Source organism: Streptomyces sp. NPDC049837, assembly GCF_040674455.1.
Classification (GTDB): Bacteria; Actinomycetota; Actinomycetes; order Streptomycetales; family Streptomycetaceae; genus Streptomyces.
In genome coordinates this window covers 181060-201439 of record NZ_JBFAMP010000001.1, presented here as the reverse complement: position 1 = coordinate 201439, position 20380 = coordinate 181060, and the positions used below count along the sequence as shown (strand labels likewise).

Annotated in this window: 21 protein-coding genes; 14 read left to right on the top strand and 7 right to left on the bottom strand. The window is 73.2% G+C overall.

Features of this window, described 5'->3' with window-relative positions; genetic code table 11:
* Positions 1-303: 303 nt before the first annotated feature.
* On the bottom strand, positions 304-1608 hold the full coding sequence (locus tag AB0J57_RS01035; RefSeq protein WP_366125782.1) for an SWF or SNF family helicase: 1305 nt from the start codon (positions 1606-1608) through the stop codon (positions 304-306).
* A complete protein-coding gene (locus tag AB0J57_RS01030) occupies positions 1605-4634 on the bottom strand; it encodes a DEAD/DEAH box helicase (protein ID WP_366125781.1) in 3030 nt (1009 codons plus the stop codon). Before AB0J57_RS01030 ends, AB0J57_RS01035 begins: the two co-directional genes overlap by 4 nt.
* 261 nt (positions 4635-4895) lie before the next feature.
* Here AB0J57_RS01030 and AB0J57_RS01025 point away from each other — a divergent pair, with 261 nt between their 5' ends.
* From AB0J57_RS01025 to AB0J57_RS01010, 4 genes are all read left to right on the top strand, one after another.
* Positions 4896-6023 (top strand): acyl-CoA desaturase, encoded by a 1128-nt coding sequence (locus AB0J57_RS01025; protein WP_366125780.1) that lies wholly within the window; start codon positions 4896-4898, stop codon positions 6021-6023.
* An 86-nt stretch (positions 6024-6109) separates the two neighbouring features.
* Positions 6110-6292, top strand: a complete 183-nt coding sequence (locus tag AB0J57_RS01020) for a hypothetical protein (protein ID WP_126885285.1) — start codon at positions 6110-6112, stop codon at positions 6290-6292.
* 132 nt (positions 6293-6424) lie between these two features.
* Positions 6425-6967 (top strand): MOSC domain-containing protein, encoded by a 543-nt coding sequence (locus tag AB0J57_RS01015; protein ID WP_366125779.1) that lies wholly within the window; start codon positions 6425-6427, stop codon positions 6965-6967.
* Between the two features lie 51 nt (positions 6968-7018).
* Positions 7019-7219 carry a hypothetical protein gene (locus tag AB0J57_RS01010; RefSeq protein WP_366125778.1) on the top strand — a complete coding sequence of 67 codons (201 nt, stop codon included), beginning with the start codon at positions 7019-7021 and terminating at the stop codon, positions 7217-7219.
* Positions 7220-7243: 24 nt separating this feature from the next.
* Here the strand turns inward: AB0J57_RS01010 and AB0J57_RS01005 are convergent, their stop codons facing one another.
* Both AB0J57_RS01005 and AB0J57_RS01000 read right to left on the bottom strand, forming a co-directional pair.
* Positions 7244-8113 (bottom strand): hypothetical protein, encoded by an 870-nt coding sequence (locus AB0J57_RS01005; protein WP_366125777.1) that lies wholly within the window; start codon positions 8111-8113, stop codon positions 7244-7246.
* Positions 8114-8200: 87 nt separating this feature from the next.
* Complete coding sequence (locus AB0J57_RS01000) at positions 8201-8533, bottom strand: hypothetical protein (protein WP_366125776.1); 333 nt, start codon at positions 8531-8533, stop codon at positions 8201-8203.
* Positions 8534-8635: 102 nt separating this feature from the next.
* Between AB0J57_RS01000 and AB0J57_RS00995 the strand changes: the two genes are divergently transcribed.
* A complete protein-coding gene (locus tag AB0J57_RS00995) occupies positions 8636-9436 on the top strand; it encodes an alpha/beta hydrolase (protein WP_366125775.1) in 801 nt (266 codons plus the stop codon).
* Here AB0J57_RS00995 and AB0J57_RS00990 read toward each other — a convergent pair.
* Positions 9427-10026, bottom strand: coding sequence for a methyltransferase domain-containing protein (locus AB0J57_RS00990; RefSeq protein WP_366125774.1), 600 nt, complete (start codon positions 10024-10026; stop codon positions 9427-9429). The two genes, AB0J57_RS00995 and AB0J57_RS00990, sit on opposite strands and share 10 nt — an antisense overlap.
* A 161-nt stretch (positions 10027-10187) precedes the next feature.
* Here AB0J57_RS00990 and AB0J57_RS00985 point away from each other — a divergent pair, with 161 nt between their 5' ends.
* The 4 genes from AB0J57_RS00985 (at position 10188) to AB0J57_RS00970 (ending at position 14545) form a co-directional block, all read left to right on the top strand.
* Positions 10188-11024, top strand: a complete 837-nt coding sequence (locus tag AB0J57_RS00985; protein ID WP_366125773.1) for an MHYT domain-containing protein — start codon at positions 10188-10190, stop codon at positions 11022-11024.
* Between the two features lie 242 nt (positions 11025-11266).
* A complete protein-coding gene (locus tag AB0J57_RS00980; protein ID WP_366126435.1) occupies positions 11267-13669 on the top strand; it encodes a nitrate- and nitrite sensing domain-containing protein in 2403 nt (800 codons plus the stop codon).
* Positions 13666-14103 carry a roadblock/LC7 domain-containing protein gene (locus tag AB0J57_RS00975; protein ID WP_366125772.1) on the top strand — a complete coding sequence of 146 codons (438 nt, stop codon included), beginning with the start codon at positions 13666-13668 and terminating at the stop codon, positions 14101-14103. The genes AB0J57_RS00980 and AB0J57_RS00975 overlap by 4 nt, the downstream gene beginning before the upstream one ends.
* Before the next feature lie 13 nt (positions 14104-14116).
* The gene (locus tag AB0J57_RS00970; protein WP_366125771.1) at positions 14117-14545 is read left to right on the top strand and encodes a DUF742 domain-containing protein; all 429 of its coding nucleotides are present in this window, start codon (positions 14117-14119) and stop codon (positions 14543-14545) included.
* A 69-nt stretch (positions 14546-14614) separates the two neighbouring features.
* Here the strand turns inward: AB0J57_RS00970 and AB0J57_RS00965 are convergent, their stop codons facing one another.
* Positions 14615-15277, bottom strand: a complete 663-nt coding sequence (locus AB0J57_RS00965) for a dienelactone hydrolase family protein (RefSeq protein ID WP_366125770.1) — start codon at positions 15275-15277, stop codon at positions 14615-14617.
* 179 nt (positions 15278-15456) lie between these two features.
* Here AB0J57_RS00965 and AB0J57_RS00960 point away from each other — a divergent pair, with 179 nt between their 5' ends.
* The 5 genes from AB0J57_RS00960 to AB0J57_RS00940 all read left to right on the top strand — a co-directional run bounded on the left by AB0J57_RS00960 (position 15457) and on the right by AB0J57_RS00940 (position 19078).
* On the top strand, positions 15457-15930 hold the full coding sequence (locus AB0J57_RS00960; protein WP_366125769.1) for an ATP-binding protein: 474 nt from the start codon (positions 15457-15459) through the stop codon (positions 15928-15930).
* Between the two features lie 210 nt (positions 15931-16140).
* Complete coding sequence (locus tag AB0J57_RS00955) at positions 16141-16731, top strand: ATP/GTP-binding protein (RefSeq protein ID WP_366125768.1); 591 nt, start codon at positions 16141-16143, stop codon at positions 16729-16731.
* 72 nt (positions 16732-16803) lie between these two features.
* Positions 16804-17481: an NAD(P)-binding domain-containing protein gene (locus AB0J57_RS00950; RefSeq protein ID WP_366126434.1), complete on the top strand. Its 678-nt coding sequence runs from the start codon at positions 16804-16806 to the stop codon at positions 17479-17481.
* A gap of 121 nt (positions 17482-17602) precedes the next feature.
* Positions 17603-18016: a roadblock/LC7 domain-containing protein gene (locus AB0J57_RS00945; protein WP_366125767.1), complete on the top strand. Its 414-nt coding sequence runs from the start codon at positions 17603-17605 to the stop codon at positions 18014-18016.
* A 168-nt stretch (positions 18017-18184) separates the two neighbouring features.
* Positions 18185-19078 (top strand): DUF6397 family protein, encoded by an 894-nt coding sequence (locus AB0J57_RS00940; protein WP_366125766.1) that lies wholly within the window; start codon positions 18185-18187, stop codon positions 19076-19078.
* Positions 19079-19100: 22 nt separating this feature from the next.
* On the opposite strand, the gene AB0J57_RS00935 is transcribed toward AB0J57_RS00940, so the two are convergent.
* Positions 19101-20162 (bottom strand): phosphatidylinositol-specific phospholipase C domain-containing protein, encoded by a 1062-nt coding sequence (locus tag AB0J57_RS00935; RefSeq protein WP_366126433.1) that lies wholly within the window; start codon positions 20160-20162, stop codon positions 19101-19103.
* Between the last annotated feature and the right edge of the window lie 218 nt (positions 20163-20380).

The following is a 20380-nucleotide window of genomic DNA, read 5'->3' as shown; positions in this document are numbered from 1 at the left end:
GGCTTCAGGGCTTCAGGGCTCCAGGGCTCTTGCGGCTCCGGGCTCCAGGGCTTCCGGGCCCGGGGCTTCTGGGCTTCCGGGCAGGCCCCAGGCCTTCTGGGCTCCAGAGCTCCAGAGCCCTGTGCTTCTGGGCTTCCGGGCTCCAGAGCTCTTGGGGCTTCAGGGCTCTTGCGGTTCAGGCCGTCATGGCCAGGGCCGGTGCCGGGCCCGGCCGGGTGCTCCGAGCCGGCCCCGGCCGGGCGCGCCACGGCCCCGCCCAAGCGGGCCGTGACGCCGTGACGTCAGGCTGACGTCAGACCGACGTCAGGCGTCGTCCGTCGGCACGCCCGCCAGGGCGGCGGCCGGGTCGGGGTCGGGCGGGCCCGCCGGGGTCCAGCGGCCGGACTCCTTGCGGTACGGCCACCAACGCCCGTCGCGGTCCAGCCGTACCTGTACGCCGGCGCCGGCCACCGTCCAGCGGCCCGGGCGGTCCGCCCGCAGGGTTGGGCGCTCGGCGTCCTCCCACGAGGCGGCGAGCAGCGCCTTGGCCCGCGCCAGCAGCTCCGGACCCGGCGTCCAGTCCTCCTCCAGTACGGCGAGCGCGTCCGCGCCGCCCAGCCGCCACGCGCGCGTGGCGACGTCCAGGTCGGCGCGCCGGCGGCCGGTTCCGGCGGCGAGCCGGTCCAGGGCCTCCGGCACCCACGCCGCCGAAGCGGCCAGCCGCACCGCGTCCTGCTCCGCCGTCAGCGGCGCCTCCACCGGCCGGTGCCCGTGCCCGGCCGCGAGCGCGTCCACCAGCATCCGGTGCGCCCGCGCCGCCGCGTCCGCCGCCAGCCGCTCCAGCGCGGCCGGATCGACGCCCGGGGCGGGCCGGGCCTCCGTGTCCAGCGACGGGGGCTCCCCGGGCGTCTCCGGGACCGGGGGCGGTGCGGGCAGCGGCGGAAGGATGTCCCGCGCGGCGAACGCCTCGTCCGCCCGTACCCCATCGGCTCCGACCGTGGCGGGCTGCGCCTCGTCCCGGTCGGTACGTTCCGCCCGCTCGACCCGTTCCGCCCGCGCCACACTCCGTACCTGCAACTCGTCCAGCAGCCGCCGTTCCCCCCGGCCCCGCATCAGCAGCAGCACGAAGGGGTCCTGGTCCAGCAGCCGCGCCACCTGGTAGCAGAGGGCCGCCGTGTGCGGACAGTGGTCCCACGCGTCACACCCGCACTCGGGCTCCAGGTCACCGATCCCGGGCAGCAGCTCGACGCCGGCGGCCGCTGCGTCCTCCACCAGGTGCGGCGGCATGTCCCGGTCCAGGAGGGCGGCGATATGGCCGGCCCGGTCCACCGCCATGTCCAGGAAGCGGTCCCACTCCTCCTCGGTCAGCTCCTGCAACAGCACATCACTGCGCTGCGCGGTGCCGTCCCGGTCCTTCACGACCGCCGTGATCCGCCCCGGGCGCACCGATACGGCACCCACCGCGCCGTCCCGCGCCTGCTTGCGGCCCTTCTTCAACTGCGCCCCGTCGAGCGCCGTGTCCTCCAGCGCCTTCAGCCAGGCCCGGCCCCACCAGGTCTGCGCGAAACCCTGCCCACGCGCGGGAGGCAGCGCCGCGAACGTACGCTCCATGTCCTCGTCACGACTCATCGGGCGCTCCCTCGTACTCCACGCAGCTCCACCAGTTCCGCCAGTTCGGCGTCGGTCAGTTCGGTCAGCCCGGTCAGGGCGTCGTCCCCGCCGGAGCCCAGTACGGAGTCCGCCAGCTCCTTCTTGCGCGCCAGCATGCCGGCGATCCGGTCCTCGATCGTGCCCTCCGCGATGAGCCGGTGCACCTGCACGGGCTGCGTCTGCCCGATGCGGTACGCCCGGTCCGTGGCCTGCGCCTCGACGGCCGGGTTCCACCAGCGGTCGTAGTGCACGACATGGCCCGCCCGGGTGAGGTTCAGTCCCGTACCCGCCGCCTTCAACGACAGCAGGAAGACGGGGACTTCACCCGCCTGGAAACGGTTCACCATGGCCTCCCGTTCGGCGACCGGGGTGCCGCCGTGCAGGAACTGGGTACGCACGCCGCGCGTGGCCAGATGCCGCTCCAGCAGCCGCGCCATCTGCACGTACTGCGTGAACACCAGCACGCTCGCCTCCTCGGCGAGGATGGTGTCGAGCAGCTCGTCCAGCAGTTCCAGCTTTCCGGAACGGCCGGCGATCCTGGGCCGGTCCTCCTTCAGGTACTGCGCCGGGTGGTTGCAGATCTGCTTGAGCGCCGTCAGCAGCTTCACGACGAGACCCCGGCGCTCCATCCCGCCCGCCTCCGCGATCGCCGCCATGGTCTCGCGTACGACCGCCTCGTACAGGCCCGCCTGTTCGGCGGTGAGCGACACCGCCCGGTCGGTCTCCGTCTTCGGCGGCAGCTCCGGGGCGATCCCGGGGTCGGTCTTGCGGCGGCGCAGCAGGAACGGCCGCACCAGCGCCGCCAGGCGCCGCGCAGCCGCCGGATCGGCGCCGCCCTCGACGGCCTGCGCGTACCGGCTGCGGAAGGTCCCCAGGCGGCCCAGCAGCCCGGGTGTGGTCCAGTCGAGGATCGCCCACAGCTCGGAGAGGTTGTTCTCCACGGGGGTACCGGTCAGCGCCACCCGCGCCCTGGCGCCGATGGTGCGCAGTTCCTTCGCGGTGGCCGAGTACGGGTTCTTGACGTGCTGCGCCTCGTCGGCGACCACCATGCCCCAGTCCACCCGCGCGAGCCGTGCCGCGTCCAGCCGCATCGTGCCGTACGTGGTCAGGACGAACTCGCCGTCCGCCAGGCCCTCCAGGTCCCGCCCGGACCCGTGGAAGCGCCGCACCGGCGTGCCTGGCGCGAACTTCTCGACCTCCCGCTGCCAGTTGCCCATCAGGGACGTCGGACAGACGACCAGGGTGGGCCCGGCGGCGGACGCGTCGGTCTGCCGGTGCAGGTGCAGCGAGATGAGCGTGATGGTCTTGCCCAGGCCCATGTCGTCGGCCAGACAGGCCCCGAGGCCGAGCGAGGTCATCCGGTGCAGCCAGTTCAGGCCGCGCAACTGGTAGTCGCGCAGGGTGGCGGCAAGGGCCGCGGGCTGCCCGATCTCCGGTTCACCCGTCCCCGGGCGTCCCCCCTCGGGGTCGGCCAGCCGGTCGCGCAGCGCCTGGAGCCAGCCGGACGGCTCCACGTCCACCTGCCGGCCGTCCACCTCTGTGGTCCCGGTCAGTACGGCGCCGAGGGCGTCGATCGGGGTGACCTTGCGGTCCTGGTGCTCCCGCGCGCGCCGGGCCTCTTCCGGGTCGATCAGCACCCACTGGTCGCGCAGCCGCACCACCGGCCGCCCCGCCTCGGCGAGCCGGTCCAGCTCGGCGCGGGTCAGCTCCTGGCCGCCCAGCGCGAAGCGCCAGTCGAACGCAAGCAGCGCGTCGGCGGACAGGAACGACGGCAGGCCCGACTGCCCCTTACCGTACGGCTCTTGGCCGTTCTGGTCCTCTCCGAGCCGGTCTTCTTTGTGCCGGTCTTCTCCGTGCCGGTCCTCTCCAGGCCCGTCTTCTCCGTGCCGGGTCTCGTCCGGCGGTCCGATCACGGCACGTGCGGTCAGCGAGCGCGCCAACTGCCGTGGCCAGTGCACCTGTACGCCGGTGGCGGCCAGCGCCCGTGCCGCCTCGCCCAGCAGCTCGGTGACCTCCTCGTCCGCCAGGTCCACCGCGTCGGGGACGGAGGCGGACAGCAGGGGGGCGAGCGGCGGCCACGCGCGCGCGGCGCGGCGCAGTGCGAGCAGCGCGTCCATCCGGGCCCGCGGCCCGAAGCCGTCCCCGGCCGTGCCGGCCCACACGTCGGCGGCCTCGGCGACGAGTGCGGGATCGCTGACGCTGTGCATCTGGAGCACGGCGCGGAAGGCGGGACCCCGCTCCGTGTCCAGTCCCGGCACCTCGATGCGCAACGACAGCCGCACGCCCGCGTCGTGGCCCGCCGCGACGTCCGCCGCCCAGGGCCGCTGCTCGGGCACCCGCTGGGGCTCGTCGGCCGCGAACGCCGGGCCGCCCGAGGCGAGCGGCGCCGCGGGCGTGCGCGGCAGGGTGTCGGCCACCGCGTCCAGGAAGGACCGCAGCAGCCGCTCCGGTTCGGGCAGCAGGACCATGCTGTCCGGCGCCGTGCCCACGGGAACCGCGTGGGCGCTCGGCGGCATGGAGGCGGCGAGCGTACGCACCCGCTCCAGGTCCTCCATCGTGAGCGGACCGACGCGCCAGGCGTCGTGATCGGTCGCGCTCAGGCCCGGCAGCAGCAGTCCGCGTGCGACGAGTTGGAGGGCGAGCAGGGCGGCGCCGCGCCAGAACGCGGTCGCGGGGGAGGCGTCCGCCGCACACCCTGCCCGGGTGAGTATCGGCAGTGCCTCCCGCACGGGCAGCAGCAGCGCGCGTACGGCGGTCGGGCGCGTGTCCGGCCCGACGACGGTCAACTCCTCCACGGAGCCGTGGTCGTGGCCGTGGCGGTGGCCGTGGCGATGGTCGTGTACCTGGTCGTGGGGGCCGCCTGACGGCGGCTCACCGCCGCCGGGGAGCCAGAACGCGACGCGTCCGGTGCGGGGCGGATCGGCGGGCAGGAAGACGGTGGAGCAGCGGGAGAGCGGGGAAACGCCGGGGGTCTCGTGGAGCGTTGTTCCGGAAGGCCTGTGCACAGCGCTGACGCATTCCTCAAATTTGACTAGCGGGGAGCCGAAGCGCCGAGGGTACCCGAAGTCCCCGCCGTGCGACGGTGAATGTGTCGTGACATAGCCCACTTCCCGTTCAGGGTGCGGCCAGCACCACCCCAGTACCCTGGGGAAGCCCCCACCCCGTTTTCGGGTGGTGGTGCCATGGCTCTGGGCGATCGCTCATCCGTACGTTCATCAGGTCGGCGCACGTCTTGCGCACAGGACCTCACCAGACCCGGAGAAGCCATGCCTCAGGCCACCTCTGCTCTCACCATCCCAGCCCCCGCTCCCGCCCCAGCCCGCGCTCCCGCCCTCGCATCCTCATCCGAGGCGCCCGCCGGCACGGGAGGGGGGAAACGCCGCTCGCGCAGCGAATTCGCGCCCCTCCTCCGCACGATCAGGGACCAGGGCCTGCTGGAGCGGCGTACCGGCTGGTACGCGCTCGGGATCGGCGCGAACCTGCTCGCCCTGACGGCGGTCGTCGTCGGACTCGTGCTGTTCGGGCACTCCTGGTGGTCCCTGCTGCTGGCCGTCCCCCTGGCCGTGCTGTCCGCGCGGGCCGCCTTCTTCGGTCACGACGCCGGGCACTCGCAGATCAGCGCCGACAGGGACAGGAACCGCCTCATCCAGTTGCTGCACGCCAACCTGTTGCTCGGTATGAGCCAGGAGTGGTGGAACGACAAGCACAACAGGCACCACGCGAACCCGAACCACGAGGAGAAGGATCCGGATGTCGCCCCGGACGTCCTCGTCTTCAACCAGCACCAGGCGGTGGGGCGCACCGGCTTCAACGGCTGGCTGGTCCGCCACCAGGCCTGGCTGTTCTTCCCGCTGACGACGCTCGAAGGCCTCGCCCTGAAGGTGTACGGCTTCCAGGCGCTGTTCTCCAAGGACGGCCCCCGCCAGACCGGGCGTGAGCGCGTGATCGAGGGCGGTCTGCTGTTCGCACACGTCGCGGGTTACGCGACGCTCCTGCTGACCACCATGTCCCTGGGCCAGGCCGTCGTCTTCGCGCTGATCCACCAGATGCTGCTCGGCCTGCACCTGGGTATGGCCTTCGCCCCCAACCACAAGGGCATGGAAGTGCCCGACATGGACGGCGAGCCCTGGGGTCACCTGCGCCGGCAGGTGCTCACGTCCCGCAACATCCGCGGCGGCGCCGTCACCGACTGGTTCCTGGGCGGCCTGAACTACCAGGTCGAACACCACCTCTTCCCCAGCATGCCGCGCCCCCACCTGCGGCTCGCACAGCCCGCGGTGCGTGCCCACTGCCGCTCGCTGGGCATTCCGTACACGGAGACCGGGTTCGTCGACTCGTACCGTCAGGCCCTGGGGCACCTGCACGAGGTGGGCACGCCGCTGCGTACCGCCTGAGCGGCGGGCCCTGGAACCGGCACGCCCGATCACGCGTTGACACAACAGGAAGCGGCCGTGGCCGGCCGTGAAGGAGGCATCACATCATGTCGACAAGGACGAAGATCGTCATCGGGGGAGTGGCCGTGGGCCTTCTCCTCTGGCCGCTGATCGGCTTCTGGATGTCCCTGCTGGTGCTGATCGGCGTACCCGCCGTGGCCTACCTGGCGCTGGACCCGGGCCAGCGGCGCCGGCTGCGCCGCGTCAGCCGCAAGGAGCTCGGCCGCTGACCGGCCACCCCCGCTGACCGGCCCCGCCCGCTGGCCACGCCCGCCGGCGGCCGGTGTTCCCCGCGGCTGGAGCGCAGGGCATGATGGCGAGCGGCGAGAAGATCATCTGAATGACAGAGGGGGGTCCGCACGATGGGCGGTACGGTCACGGCGGTCAGCAGCAACGGGGAGTACGCGTTCACCAAGCCGAACCGGCCGGGTATCACCCTGCTGGCCGGACTCGGTGTGGAGGGGGACGTCCACGCGGGCGTCACGGTCAAGCACCGGTTCCGCATGGCGCAGGACCCGACCCAGCCCAACCTCCGGCAGGTGCACCTCATCCACGAGGAGCTGTTCGAGGAGCTGGCCCAGGAGGGGTTCACCGTCCGGCCCGGCGAGCTGGGGGAGAACATCACCACCCGGGGCGTGGACCTGCTGGGCCTCCCCACGGGCACGCTGCTGCACCTGGGCCCGGAGGCGATCGTCGAGGTCACCGGCCTTCGCAATCCCTGCGCCCAGATCGACGCGTTCCAGGACGGGCTCCTCAAGCGGGTCGTCGGCCGCGACGAAACCGGCGCCATCGTCCACAAGGCCGGGATCATGGGCATCGTGAGGACGGGTGGACCGGTCCGGCCGGGCGACGCGGTCAAGATCGAGCTTCCGGAGGGCCCGCACCGCCCGCTCGAACGGGTCTGAGCAGCGCGTCCGTGGGTACCCGCCCGGCCGGAAACGCCGGAGGGAGACACCATGGACGACAAGCGGCTCGAAGGCGCGGGTGAAGAGGGACCCGGCGTCCCGAGGGACCTGCCCGACGAACAGGCCGGCAGCGGGACCGACCACTGGGATCCCGACCTCTCCGAAGCTGCGGACGTCGACGTCCAGGAGCGGACCCCTGCGGAGGACACCCCCGAGGACGGCGAGGGCGGCGCCGAGGAACCCACCGCCTGAGCGGACCGTGACCGGGTCTGCCCGTCAGGCCGGACGTACCGCCATGGCGTCGAGGGCGGCCAGCAGGGCGGGCAGGTTCGGGCCACGGCCGATCGGCAGGACCTCGCGCGGCATCTCGTCCAGCAGGACGAAGGCCATGTCGTCCGTCCTGGCCACCATCGACCAGCCCGGCCCGTCCGCCCGCAGCGTCCGTGCCCCGCCAGGGGCGAACCCGGACCGGACCCGGCCGGGCGGGGGCGGCTGCTCCAGGTAACCGCGCAGCTCCGCCAGTACACGCCGCAGCGGCCCGTGCTCGTCGCCGGACTGCTCGCCGGACTGCTCGCGGGGCGCGTCCCGGCGATCCGGCCTGGCTTCACCGTCCTCCCGCTCGGCGTTCTTCCGCTCGGCGAAGTCGTCCTCACCGAGCTGCTCACGCCAGACCGTCCACTGGAGGGCCACCGCGTCCGCGCCCAGCCGGCGCTGTGCGGGCCCCCACTGCCCCGGGTCCGGTGGCGTGAGCGGCCCGCGTTCGTCAGGTGCCGTCTCGGGGTCGTGCGGCGGCGGCACGTGCGGCGCGGCGACCGCGAGGGCGAGCGGCCAGCCCGGCAGGGCGACGACGACGCTCCGCTCGTCCGGCGACAGGTCGTACTCCATGCCGCAGTCCCAGGAGGCGATCGCCACCGCGACCAGCGACACGTCGTCGACGACGACGGTCCACCGGGCCCCTTCGCCGTCCTGGCCGAGCACCAGCCCGTACCCCTCGGCGTACGGTTCCAGCCCGAGCGCCGCACACGCCTCGGGATAGTCGTCGCCGAGCAGGCTCGGGAACTGCGCGGGCGTCAGCAGTACGGCGGTCAGCACGTACAGCGCGTCGTCCTCGGCCTCGTCGACGCCTACGGGTTCCGTCCCGGCCATGGCCCCTCCCTCCCAACGTTCGTCGGCGCACCTTAACCAGCGAGTAACCCGGACGTCGAGGGTCCGGCGGCCCGAACGCAGGACCCGTCACGCCGCCGGCAGGCCGAGAAGGCTGCGGGCCACGGTCTGCGGGGACTCGTTCCGCTCCCGCGCGAGGGCGATGATCGCCCGGCAGGCCAGTTCGCTCACCCCGAACGACAGGGCCTCGGGCGACACCCACCCCTCCGCCTCGTCGATGCGCTCCTGGTCGTCGTCCGCGCACGCGGCCACGTAGGCCGCGGCGGCCTCGAAGATGTTGTGCCGGCGACCACCGGGCTGCCCCGCCCCGGAGGTCCGGTCCTCCCGCGCCGCCGCCGTGCCGCCGGCGGACCCGAACAAGGACCTCAAGAAGCTGAAGAACGTGCGGAGTCTGCTGAACACCGGGCCCACCTTCCCCCTGCGCGGCGGCGCTCACCGCCGGTCTTCCAACTCTGGACCTCCAACGTAGAGTCGGACCCGCGACCACAGAAGGGGAGGGCGAGAGTGCGCGAGACACGGTTCGACGAACAGGGCAGCATGATCCGCTGGACGGAGGCCGCCGGTGAGGGCCCGCCGAGGGTGTACGTGCACGGGCTCGGCGCCGTAAGCGCGGTTTACCACGCCCAGGCCGCCGCTCACCCCGATCTGGCAGGCCGCCGTTCGCTCTTCGTCGACCTGCCCGGGCACGGCATCAGCGACCGGCCGGCGGACTTCGGGTACACCCTGGAGGACCACGCGGACGCGCTGGCCGCCGCGCTGGACGAGGCGGGGGCCGCCGGCGCGGAGATCGTGGGGCACAGCATGGGCGGCGCGGTGGCCATTGTGCTGGCCCACCGCCGGCCCGATCTGGTGAGCCGGCTGGTGATCACCGAGGGCAACCTGGACCCCAACCCTCCGGTGACCGCCGGGAGCAGCGGTATCGCCGGCTACTCGGAGGAGGAGTTCGTGCACGGCGGCGGCCACGCGCGCGTGCTGGAGCGCGTGGGGCCGACGTGGGCGGCGACCATGCGGCTCGCCGACCCGCTCGCCCTGCACCGCAGCGCCTCCGGCCTGATCCGGGGTACGCGGCCCACGATGCGCCGGATGCTCATGGACGCACGCGTGGACCGGGTCTATCTCCAGGGTGAGCACAGCGGCGAACTGCCGGGCAGGGAGGAGCTGGTGGCCTCGGGCGTGCGGGTGGTGACCGTGCCGGACGCCGGGCACAACGTCATGTTCGACAACACGGCGGCGTTCGTGCGGGCGATCGCGGCCGCTGGGGAACCGGACCAGGGCCCGCAGCCGCTCTCGGCCTGTCAGGCCTGACGTACGGCGAGGGCGAGGAAACGGTCGTCCTCGTCCACGTACGACACCATCCGCCAGCCCGACCCCGCAAGCAGCGGCCGCAGGTTGGGCTCGGCGCGCAGGTCGTCGTCGGTGAGCCGGCGCCCGTGCCGGGCGGCGAGCGCCGCGCGGCCGACCGGGTGGAAGAGCGCCAGCCGGCCACCCGGCCGTACGACGCGGGCCAGCTCCCGCAGGTCCTCGGCCGGCCGGGGCAGGTGCGAGACGAGCCCTGCCCCGAAGACGGCGTCCAGCGCTCCGTCACGCAGTGGCAACCGCCCCACGTCGGCCAGCAGCAGCGCCCCGCTGCCGTCCCGCCCGGCCCGTACCGCGGCCGCCAGCATGGCGGGCGTGAGGTCCGCGCCGATCACCGTGCCACCGGGTCCCACCGCCTCGCGCAGGGGCGGCAGCGCGCGACCGGTCCCGCAGCCCGCGTCGAGCACGGCGTCGCCGGGGCGCAGCCCCATCTCCGCGACGGCGGCGGCGTACGCCGGACCGTCGTCGGGGAACCGCGCGTCCCAGTCCTCCGCGCGGGCCGTGAAGAACTCCTGCACCTGTGTGTGGTCGTCGGCCATACGGACATGATCCCTCACCCTGCCGCCGGACGTACGGCGCACACGTTCGAGCGCGGCATGAGCGTGCCACGACCCTTCAGAAGCCTCTCTCTGTCATATTCCGTCAGCTTTCGAAATGCGCCCCTCGCGTGCGCCCCCTGCCGGTCTAGCGTCCCTGAGCCATGGGACACCTGGACCACGCCACCTTCGGCTGGCTGACCCCCGCACTGTCGTACGCGATGGCCTGCGTCGGCGCCGCCCTCGGCCTGCGCTGCACCGTACGAGCGCTCGAAGCGACCGGACCCTCCCGCCGCAACTGGCTGCTCACCGCCGCCTCCGCCATCGGCACCGGCATCTGGACCATGCACTTCGTCGCCATGCTCGGCTTCGGAGTGACCGGCACCGACATCCGCTACGACGTGCCGCTGACCCTGTTCAGCCTGCTCGTCGCCATGCTCGTCGTCGGCGGCGGCGTGTTCGCCGTCGGATACGGCCGCGACCGCCTCCGGGCACTCCTGCTCGGCGGGCTCACCACCGGACTCGGCGTGGCCAGCATGCACTACCTGGGCATGGCCGCCCTGCGCCTGAACGGGACGGTGCGCTACGACCCGCTCCTCGTCGTCCTCTCCGTCGTCATCGCGGTCGTGGCCGCCACCGCCGCCCTGTGGGCGGCACTCAACATCACGTCGGCGCTCGCGGTCACCATCGCGTCGCTCGTCATGGGCGCCGCGGTCAGCAGCATGCACTACACCGGCATGCTCGCCGTCCGGGTCGACGTCGTCCCGTCGCCGGGCGAGCTTCCCGGGGCCACGGCGATGCAGTTCATCTTCCCCCTCGCCGTCGGCCTCGGGTCGTACCTCTTCCTCACCGCCGCGTTCGTCGCGCTCTCCCCGACGGCCCGCGAACGCGCCGAGTACGCGTCGGCCGAACGTCCCGGTGACGGGCCCGGCGAACGTCCCGCCGAACGAGTCGGCAACCCCGTCGGCGAACGTCCCGGCGAACCGGCACCGGCCCCCTGAGCGCCCCTCTGGAGCCCCCAGGAGCACGCGCGGAACCACGCCGCCGCCACCCACCAGACCGCATCCGGAACGAGGAGGCCATGCCGACCCCCCGAACACCCCACGGCCCCGCGGCCCGCCCGGGACGGCGCGCGCACGCCGGCCCACCCGCCACGGCGCCCGCCGCACGCGCGCCGCGCCGCGAACGGCGACGGCCGCTCCTTCGCCCCAGGACCGTGCGCGCCAGGATCATCTCGCTGCTGATGGTGCCCGTCGTCTCCCTCCTCGCCCTGTGGGGCTTCGCCACCGTCACCACCGCACAGGACGTCGCCCGGCTTCGCGAACTGCACCGCGTGGATGAACGGATACGCGAGCCGGTGGCCGCCGCCGTCACGTCCCTCCAGGCCGAACGCCGCGCCGCCGTACGCCAGGTCGCCGCCCCCCGCCTCCAGGCCGCGGCGACCGCCGCCGAGCTCCAGCGGCAGGCGCGGCGTACGGACGCCGCCGTCGCGAAGCTCCGCCTGGACGACCGGCACACCATCGCGGACGGAAGCGACGTGCCGGGCGAGGTCTCCGCCCGAATACAACGGTTCACCGACCAGGTCCAGCGGCTGACGGACCTCCGCGCGGCCGCCCTCGACCGCAAGGCGGGATGGGACACCGTCTACGAGCGGTACACCACCGCCATCACGGCGGGCTTCGACGTGAGCGGTGCCCTCACCGGCGTCCAGGACGCCCGCAACGGCACCCACGCGCGCGTGCTCCTCGAATTGTCCCGCGCCGGCGAGATGCTCGCCCGTGAGGACGCCCTGCTGACCTCCGCCCGCCTCGCCGGAGACTTCACCGCCCAGCGGCTGCGGCAGTTCACCGGCACCGTCGAAGCCCGCCGCACCCTGCTCCTGTCCGCCACCACCGACCTGCCGGGACCCCAACGGGACGCCTGGCAGCGGCTCTCCGAGCAGAACGCGTACCGTCACATCACGGCGGCCGAGAACAGGATCACCGCCGCCCCGGCAGGGCGCCGGGCGGCCACCGCCGTACCCGCCACCACCTGGGACCGGGACCACACCGCCGTACGCGACGCACTGGCCGCCCTGGAGGCCGACGCCCGCCATGGCGCCGCCGACCGTGCCGACCCCTTCGCCGGCGGCATCCTCACCCCTGCCGGGGCGGCCGTCGTCCTCGGCCTCGCCGCGGTCGCCGCCTCCCTCGTCATCTCCGTACGCATCGGCCGCGCCCTCGTCGTCGAACTCGTCACCCTCCGCAACACCGCCCTGGAGATCGCCCGCCGCAAACTCCCGCACGCCATGCGGCGGCTACGGGCCGGTGAAGAGCTCGACATCCATGCCGAGGCCCCGCCGGGACAACCCGCCCAGGACGAGATCGGCCAGGTCGGCGAGGCACTCGGCACCGTGCACCGAGCGGCCCTCAGCGCCGCCGTCGAACGCGCCGAACTCAGCCGCGGCATCTCCGGGGTCTTCGTCAACCTCGCCCGCCGCAGCCAGGTCCTGGTCCACCGGCAGTTGAACCTCCTGGACAGCATGGAACGCCGCGTGGACGACCCTGCCGAACTGAGCGACCTCTTCCGGCTCGACCACCTGACCACCCGGATGCGCAGACACGCCGAAAGCCTCATCATCCTCTCGGGCGCGGCCCCCGGCCGGGCCTGGCGGACACCCGTGCCACTCACCAACGTCGTCAGGGCGGCGGTTTCCGAAATCGAGGACTACGCGCGCGTGGAGGTACGGCACCTGCCCGAGACGGCGGTCATCGGCGCCGCCGTCGCCGACCTCACCCACCTGCTCGCCGAACTCGTCGAGAACGCCGCCCAGTTCTCCCCGCCGCACACCAAGGTCCGCGTCACCGGCGAACCGGTCGGCAACGGCTACGCCCTGGAGATCGAGGACCGTGGCCTGGGCATGGGCGAGGAAGCCCTGGACCGGGCCAACCACCGCATCACGCACTCGGAGGCACTCGACCTCTTCGACAGCGACCGCCTCGGCCTGTTCGTCGTCAGCAGGCTCTCCGCACGCCACGACATCAAGGTCCACCTGCGCACCTCGCCGTACGGAGGCACCACAGCCGTCGTCCTGCTGCCCACCGCGCTGCTCCAAAGCGCCCTCCCCGCCGGCCGCACCGAGGCCCCGGCCCCGCCCGCCCCCGACCCGGTCCTCACACCCGCCCCCCTGGCCGACCACGGCAGGGCCCCGCACGTGCCCACGCACGCCCCCGCCCGCACGGCGCACTCCCACCACCCCCACCACCCCCACGCCCCCCACAACCCCGAGCACACCGCGCATCCCGGGCATCCCGAAGAACCCCCGCCCGCCGCCGTCACCACGCTGCGCCCGCCGCCCGCCACCACCGCGCCGCCCGCCCCGGCCGCTGCCCCGGGCGACGACCACGGCGGCCTGCCCCGACGCGTACGCCAGGCCAACCTCGCCCCCCAACTGCGCGAGGCGCCGACCGCCCGCCAGGGCACGGACCCGGGCACCGATCCGGGCAACGACCCGGGCGCCGGCGACCACCCCGCCGGACGCACCCCCGAACAGGTAAGGGCCCGTATGACGGCCTACCGCGACGGCTGGACCCGCGGCGTCGCCGTGTCCGGCACCACCCCCGACCCGCGCACCCGCACCCGTCCCCGCGAAGGAGACGAAGGATGATCGAGCACGACAGGATCGCCCCCCACCACCCGTCCGGCGAACTGGACTGGCTCCTGGACGACCTCGCCTCCCGCGTACCGGAGGTACGCCACGCTCTCGTCCTCTCCAACGACGGCCTCGCCGTGGGCGCCTCCAGCGGGCTCGCCCGCGAGGACGCCGAGCACCTCGCCGCCGTCGCATCCGGCTTCCACAGCCTCGCCAAGGGGGCGGGCCGCCACTTCCACGCGGGCGGCGTACGCCAGACGATGATCGAGATGGACGAGGTGTTCCTGTTCGTGGTCGCCGCCGGGGACGGCTCGTGTCTGGCCGTACTGAGCGCCGCGAGCGCCGACATCGGCCTGATCGCGTACGAGATGGCCCGCCTCGTCAAGCGCGTCGGTGAGCACCTGGCCACCCCGCCGCGCGCCACCACCACCCCGCCGTCCGCCGGCTGACCGGAGGCGCGCCATGACCCAGGACAGCGGCAGCGGGCCGCACGCGCCGTGCGGCCAGGTGCCCGGCAGCCACTGGTACGACGCCGACGCCGGGCCCCTCGTGCGCCCCTACGCGGTGACCGGGGGCCGCACCAAGCCCGGTCCGAGCAACGTACGGTTCGACCTCATCGCCCTCGTCGTCGTCGACGACACCCCGCCCGGCACGCCCGAGGAGTCCCTCCTCGGCCCCGAACACCGGGCCCTGCTCTCCCTGTGCCGCTCCGAGACGCAGTCCGTGGCCGAACTGGCAGCCGACGCGGACCTGCCCGTCGGGGTCGTGCGCGTGCTCCTGGGCGACCTCCTCGAAGCCGGTCATGTGCGGGTCAGCCGGCCCGTGCCACCCGCGCAACTGCCCGACGAACAGATCCTGCGCGAGGTGATCGACGGTCTCAGGGCCCTCTAGCGCGTGCGTCGCGTGGGCGGTACGGGCGGGCTGCCCGCCGCTCTCCGGGCTGCCCGCCGCTCTCCGGGCTCACCCGCCGCTCTCCTGGCTCATGCGGAGGAACCAGTCCCGTGCGGCGTCCGCGGCCTGTTCCAGGGTCCCCGGCTCCTCGAAGAGGTGCGTGGCCCCCGGGATCACACGGATCGAGCACAGGGCCGTGACCTGCCGTGCCGCCTCTTCGTTCAGCCGCAGCACCTCGTGGTCATGGCCGCCGACCACCAGTAGCACCGGCGCCCGTACGCCGGCGAGCGCGGTGCCCGCGAGATCCGGGCGGCCGCCGCGCGACACCACGGCACGCACCCGCTCCGGTCTCTCGGCGGCCGCCACCAGCGCCGCCGCCGCGCCCGTACTGGCACCGAACAGTCCCACGGGCAGTCCGCCGGTGTCCGGACGGTCGTGCAGCCAGTCCACCGCCGCCGTCATGCGCCGCCCCAGCAGCGGTATGTCGAACCGCAGCTCGGCGGTGACCATGTCCACGCGTTCCTCGTCCTTGGTGAGGAGGTCCATGAGCAGGGTGCCCAGCCCCGCCTCCTGGAGGACCTCCGCCACGGCGCGGTTGCGCGGGCTGTGCCGCGAGCTGCCGCTGCCGTGGGCGAACGCCACGACCCCGCGGGCGTCGCGGGGCAGCACCAGGTCTCCGGCGAGCGTCACCTCACCGACACCGACGGAGACCGTCTCCGATGCCGTTGCCATGCGTGCCACCTCCCGTGCTCGTCCGGCGCCACCCCGCCGGCCCGGAAGCCACGCGTGCGTGGCCCCCATACGGCCACGCCATCGGGTACCCATGACCTTGGGACGGATGCCGGGGACCGGACGCCCGGACCAGGGCGCACCGGCGCCCGCGACCTGCGCAGGAGGGAGGCCCGGAGCGGATGCCGCCGGACACGACAGGGCTGGAGATCGCCGTACTGGTGGGATTGCAGGCCGCCGGGAAGTCGACCTTCTACGAGCAGCACCTCGCCGGCAGCCATCTGCTGGTGAGCAAGGACCTCTTCCCGCGTTCCGCCCGCAACAAGCAGCAGCGGCAGATGCGCCTGGTGGAGGCGGGGCTCTCCGCCGGACGGTCGGTCGCGGTCGACAACACCAACCCGTCGCCGGAGGAGTGGGGCCCTCTGGTGGCCGCCGGCCGGTCCCATGGCGCGGCCGTGACGGCGTACTGGTTCCCTCCCGACCTCCTGGCCTCTCTGTGGCGCAACGCCGCTCGGGAGGGGCGGCAACGTGTTCCGGACGTCGGCGTGCGCGCGACCCACAAGCGGCTGCGCAGACCGTCGCCCTCGGACGGGTTCGACACCGTGGTGGAGGTGCGGTTCGACGGCCGTGGCGGATTCGAGGTCCGGCCGTCGTAGGGCGAGCCAATTCGCGTACCCATGTGGACATCCCATGGGTCGGGAACAGTCACATCGCCTCAAAAAGCGAACGTTCGGCCCGGGCCCGAGACCCGGTGGCCATACTGCTGACCGCACCCAGAACGCTTGTACTGCCCTCCTCCGAACCTCCCCCCTGCCCTCCCGCCCTCAGTTCTGCCGACCCGAGCCCACTCCTGAGAGGAGTGATCGATGGCCTCCGAGCGGTCCGACACCGCCGACCTCGCCCTGAAGATCCTGGTCGCCGGTGGTTTCGGCGTCGGCAAGACGACCCTGGTGGGCGCGGTCAGCGAGATCAGGCCCCTTCGCACCGAGGAAGAGCTCAGCGAGGCCGGACAACTGGTCGACGACACCGGGGGAGTGGACCGGAAGACCACCACCACCGTCGCCATGGACTTCGGCCGAATCACCATCCGTTCGGGACTGTCCCTGTATCTCTTCGGCACCCCGGGACAGGACCGGTTCTGGTTCCTGTGGGACGAACTGTCCCAAGGAGCCCTGGGCGCCGTCGTCCTCGCCGACACGCGCCGCCTGGAAGCCTGCTTCCCGGCGGTCGACTACTTCGAGCACCGGCACATCCCGTTCGTCGTCGCGGTGAACTGCTTCCCCGGGGCACGGTCCTACGGCGCGCACGAGGTGTCACGCGCACTCGACCTCGACCGGGGCACCCCCGTCGTACTGTGCGACGCGCGCGACCGGGACTCCGGCAAGGAAGTCCTGGTACGCCTCGTCGAATACGCGGGCCGCGTACACACCGCCCGGCTGCTCGACTCGGTCACGTAGGCGTCACCTAGGCGGTCTCCTAGGTACGGAGACCTACGCCGCTGGGCCCGACACGCGTACCCCCGTGGCCCGATCCGCCGCCACGCGCCCGCGCCTAGCGTTGGCGGCATGCGTATAGGAATTCTTGGCACCGGAAATGTCGCTCGCGCCCTGGCCAAGGGCTGGTCCACAGCGGGCCACGACGTCGTACTGGGCTCACGCGAGCCCGAGAACCGCAAGAACCTGGACGTGGGCACCGCGGCCGTCGTGAGCCTGACGGAGGCGGCCGAGCACGCCGACGTACTCGTCAACGCGACCCCCGGCACGGCCTCCCTGGACGTGCTGGCCACCATCGGCGCCCCCGCCCTGGCCGGGAAGACCCTGGTCGACGTGGGTGTGGGCCTGACCGGCGACATGTTGCTCGCCCACCCCAACTCCAGCCTGGGCGAGGAGATCCAGGCCGCGTTCCCTCGTACGCCGGTCGTGAAGACGCTGTGCACCATGGACAGCACGGTGATGATCGACCCATCGGCTCTGCGGGGGCCGAGCACTGTCTTCCTCTCCGGCGACGATGCGACGGCCAAGGCAACCGCCGGACGGCTGCTCGCCGACCTCGGCTGGCCGGAGTCCTCCCAGCTCGACCTGGGAGGCATCACCACAGCACGCGGACAGGAGCACTTCGCGCTGATGTTCGTCGCCATCGCCCTCGGCACCGGCTCGCACGGCTTCAACATCCAGGTCGTACCGCCCAGTTCCGCGAACTCCCAGTGACGCCGCGCCCCGCTGCCGCCACGGCGCTCCCGGCGCTCCCGGCAGGAGTGCTTGCCCTGCCCACGTCAGTACGCAAGGCTTACGGGGCAGCGGGGAACGCGCGAAACGGGGAGGAACGGACATGGCTCTGGACAAGGAACTCGACTGGCTCCTGGACGACCTGACGAAGCGGGTAGAGCACATACGGCACGCGCTGGTGCTGTCCAACGACGGACTGGTCACCGGCGCGAGCACCGGGCTGGCACGGGAGGACGCGGAGCACCTCGCCGCCGTCTCCTCGGGGCTGCACAGCCTCGCCCGCGGATCGGGGCGGCACTTCGGAGTGGGTAACGCCCGCCAGACGATGGTGGAATTCGAGGACGCGATGCTCTTCGTCACCGCGGCGGGTGAGGGAAGCTGCCTGTGCGTGCTCAGCGCGGCGGAGGCCGACGTCGGCCAGGTCGCCTACGAGATGACCCTCCTCGTGAACCGGGTCGGCGAGCACCTCGCCGTCGCCGCCCGGCAGCCCGGCGGCGCGTCGCTCACCGACCGATGAACGAGCCGCCGACCGGCCGCTGAACCGGCCCCCGACCGGCCGGCTCACCGGTCCCCGACCGGCCGGCTCACCGGGTCCGGCGGAAGTTATCCACAGGCCGGACGCGAGTGTTGCCGGGCGCGCTACCTTCGTGACGGAAAGTAATCGAGCCTCACGGGGGAAGCCGCCATGACGGTCAAGGACTCAACCACAGCGCCCACCGTCGCCTACGGGCGCGCCGCGCAGCGACTGGAACTGAAGAGGAAGGAGTTCGACCTCGCCGTCCAACTGGGCCACGTACGAACCGTGCCCGGCGTCAACGGCGGGCGACGACGGGTGGCCGAGGAGGAGATCGAGCGGCTGCGCGCCGCACCGGACTTCCCCACCGGCCTGCGTGAGCGCGTCCGCACGGTCGGGACCACGAGCGCCGCCGAACTGGCCTCGATCACCGGCGACCGCTTCACCAAACTCGCCAGGACCGGACACTTCACCCCGGTGGCGTTCTACCTCAACCGCTACCGGGCGGTCGTCTGGCTCTATGTGGCGGGCGAGGTCCGGGAGTTCGCCGACCGCCATCCCGAACTGCTCGCGGGCAGACTGCCGACCGCGGTGCGCGCCAAGCTCGACGCGGGGCAGGACACCCGCCCCCGCAACTGGCGCGCACGGCGCCTCGGCCTCCTGCTGCGCCAGGCGGAGGACCCCTGGACGGCCGCGGCGGCCATCGCGTCCCTCCTCACCCCGGTGCAGGTGGCCGAGGTGGTCGACGATCCGTACGAACGGGCACACCTCGACCGCCTGCGTCCCGAACCTCCCTACGCGCGACCGGAGTCCCTCGCCGCCCGGGACCTCATGGACCGGCTCCTGCTGGCGGACGACCCCGACGAGATCCTGTGGCACCGGATGAGCCTGTCGCTCACCCTGGACGAGGCCCGGGCTCTCCGGCCCGCTCCCCGCCCGGACGGCACCGGCCACCGCCCGCCACCCCCGCAGCGCCGCCCCGGCCGCAGCGGGCTGCTCGCCCGTCTCCGGCTGGGTCGGCGGCGCCGGACGGCGGGAGCCGGCCAGGGCCGTGCACCCGAGTGACACCGTCCTCCGCGCTGCCTGATCACCCCCGGGGCAGCACGGTCGACAGCACGGAGGGCAGCGGGTACCAGTCGGCCGACACGACGCTGGCGTGCCGCCCGGCGAGCAGCGCCACCCGTTCCCGGGCCTGCGTCTCGGTCGGGTTGGTGCCGTCGATGGCGGGTGCCACCTTGTGCGCGTCCGTCATCACCACCAGGTAGTGGCGGCTGTCGTACCAGGCGGTGTCGATGGAGCCGCCCGCGTAGGCGGAGGCGTCGCCGTCGAAGACGACGAACCACGGGCGTATACCGGCGTCGGCGTACCGGGTGCGGGGGTCGCCCGCGGCGGCATGGTGCACCGCCGGAAACGCGGCCGCCTCCCGCAGCCGGCCCGCTGCCGCCAGGTCCCGCAGGTGCGTGGCGTACTCGCGGTCGGTCCACAGGGTGTCCATCGGGTTGTCCTCCTCGACGGTGCCCGGGATGAGCTCGACCACGAACTTCCCCGCCATCGCCGAGCGCGCGGGCCAGCCATCCGCCCGCACGGCGGTGTCGAGGTCCGGCCGCCCTCCCGCCAGGTCGGCCGGCCGGAACAGCGCGTCACCCAGCCGGGCGGACAACAGCGCGTCCAACGCGGCGGGGCCCCGGCCCTGCTTGGCCTGGAAACCGTCCTTCAACTCGATCTTCAACAGGATGGGCCGGTGCCCCGGGTGGGCGTCGTGCCAGGCCCGGATGTCCGCGAGACACCCGCCGAGGTCCTGGTTCCGGGACTTGGTGCGCAGCTCACCCGCGTGCGCGGCGTTCTCGCAGTTGTTGTCGTTACCGAGGGGGTTGCTGTGCGAAACACGCCACGATCTGCCGAACGCGTTCGTCCACACATCAATCTCCAGCATGCCGGCGCCCGAGTCCAAGGCGTCCGCGAAGTACGGGTACTTGGCCTTCTCGTACGCGTTGTGGACACCGACCCCGGTGGAGTCCGAGTACGCCGTCCCCGGATTGGCGACCGCCGAACCGCCGGCCCGCGCCTCACCCGGGGCCACCCCGAGGGAGAGCGCCCCGGCCAACACGGCGGCCGTGGCCGTCATTGCGGTACGCGACAACGTCATCATGTGCCCCTGCTTCATCTCGATGGTCGTCAAGTCGAGCGAAGCGTAGGGGAGTTGAGTGAATGAAGGGAGGCCTCCGCACGGCCGTTCCGCCAACCCGGCATACGGCCGCGTCGTCTGGGCGCTCCTGAGTGGGTGGGGGTGGGGGTGGGGGGAGGGGAGGGGAGGCCCCCTCCCAGGGCGGGCCCGGCCCGAGCGTGGTCGTAGACGTGGCTGGAGCC

Coding starts and splice junctions, on each gene's coding strand:
- AB0J57_RS00960 (WP_366125769.1), top strand. CDS start 15,457: ATGCCGCCGGACACGACAGGGCTGGAGATCGCCGTACTGGTGGGATTG.
- AB0J57_RS00980 (WP_366126435.1), top strand. CDS start 11,267: ATGGTGCCCGTCGTCTCCCTCCTCGCCCTGTGGGGCTTCGCCACCGTC.
- AB0J57_RS00935 (WP_366126433.1), bottom strand. CDS start 20,162: ATGATGACGTTGTCGCGTACCGCAATGACGGCCACGGCCGCCGTGTTG.
- AB0J57_RS00965 (WP_366125770.1), bottom strand. CDS start 15,277: ATGGCAACGGCATCGGAGACGGTCTCCGTCGGTGTCGGTGAGGTGACG.
- AB0J57_RS01025 (WP_366125780.1), top strand. CDS start 4,896: ATGCCTCAGGCCACCTCTGCTCTCACCATCCCAGCCCCCGCTCCCGCC.
- AB0J57_RS00990 (WP_366125774.1), bottom strand. CDS start 10,026: ATGGCCGACGACCACACACAGGTGCAGGAGTTCTTCACGGCCCGCGCG.
- AB0J57_RS01010 (WP_366125778.1), top strand. CDS start 7,019: ATGGACGACAAGCGGCTCGAAGGCGCGGGTGAAGAGGGACCCGGCGTC.
- AB0J57_RS00945 (WP_366125767.1), top strand. CDS start 17,603: ATGGCTCTGGACAAGGAACTCGACTGGCTCCTGGACGACCTGACGAAG.
- AB0J57_RS00955 (WP_366125768.1), top strand. CDS start 16,141: ATGGCCTCCGAGCGGTCCGACACCGCCGACCTCGCCCTGAAGATCCTG.
- AB0J57_RS00975 (WP_366125772.1), top strand. CDS start 13,666: ATGATCGAGCACGACAGGATCGCCCCCCACCACCCGTCCGGCGAACTG.
- AB0J57_RS00940 (WP_366125766.1), top strand. CDS start 18,185: ATGACGGTCAAGGACTCAACCACAGCGCCCACCGTCGCCTACGGGCGC.
- AB0J57_RS01015 (WP_366125779.1), top strand. CDS start 6,425: ATGGGCGGTACGGTCACGGCGGTCAGCAGCAACGGGGAGTACGCGTTC.
- AB0J57_RS01005 (WP_366125777.1), bottom strand. CDS start 8,113: ATGGCCGGGACGGAACCCGTAGGCGTCGACGAGGCCGAGGACGACGCG.
- AB0J57_RS01035 (WP_366125782.1), bottom strand. CDS start 1,608: ATGAGTCGTGACGAGGACATGGAGCGTACGTTCGCGGCGCTGCCTCCC.
- AB0J57_RS00985 (WP_366125773.1), top strand. CDS start 10,188: ATGGGACACCTGGACCACGCCACCTTCGGCTGGCTGACCCCCGCACTG.
- AB0J57_RS00970 (WP_366125771.1), top strand. CDS start 14,117: ATGACCCAGGACAGCGGCAGCGGGCCGCACGCGCCGTGCGGCCAGGTG.
- AB0J57_RS01020 (WP_126885285.1), top strand. CDS start 6,110: ATGTCGACAAGGACGAAGATCGTCATCGGGGGAGTGGCCGTGGGCCTT.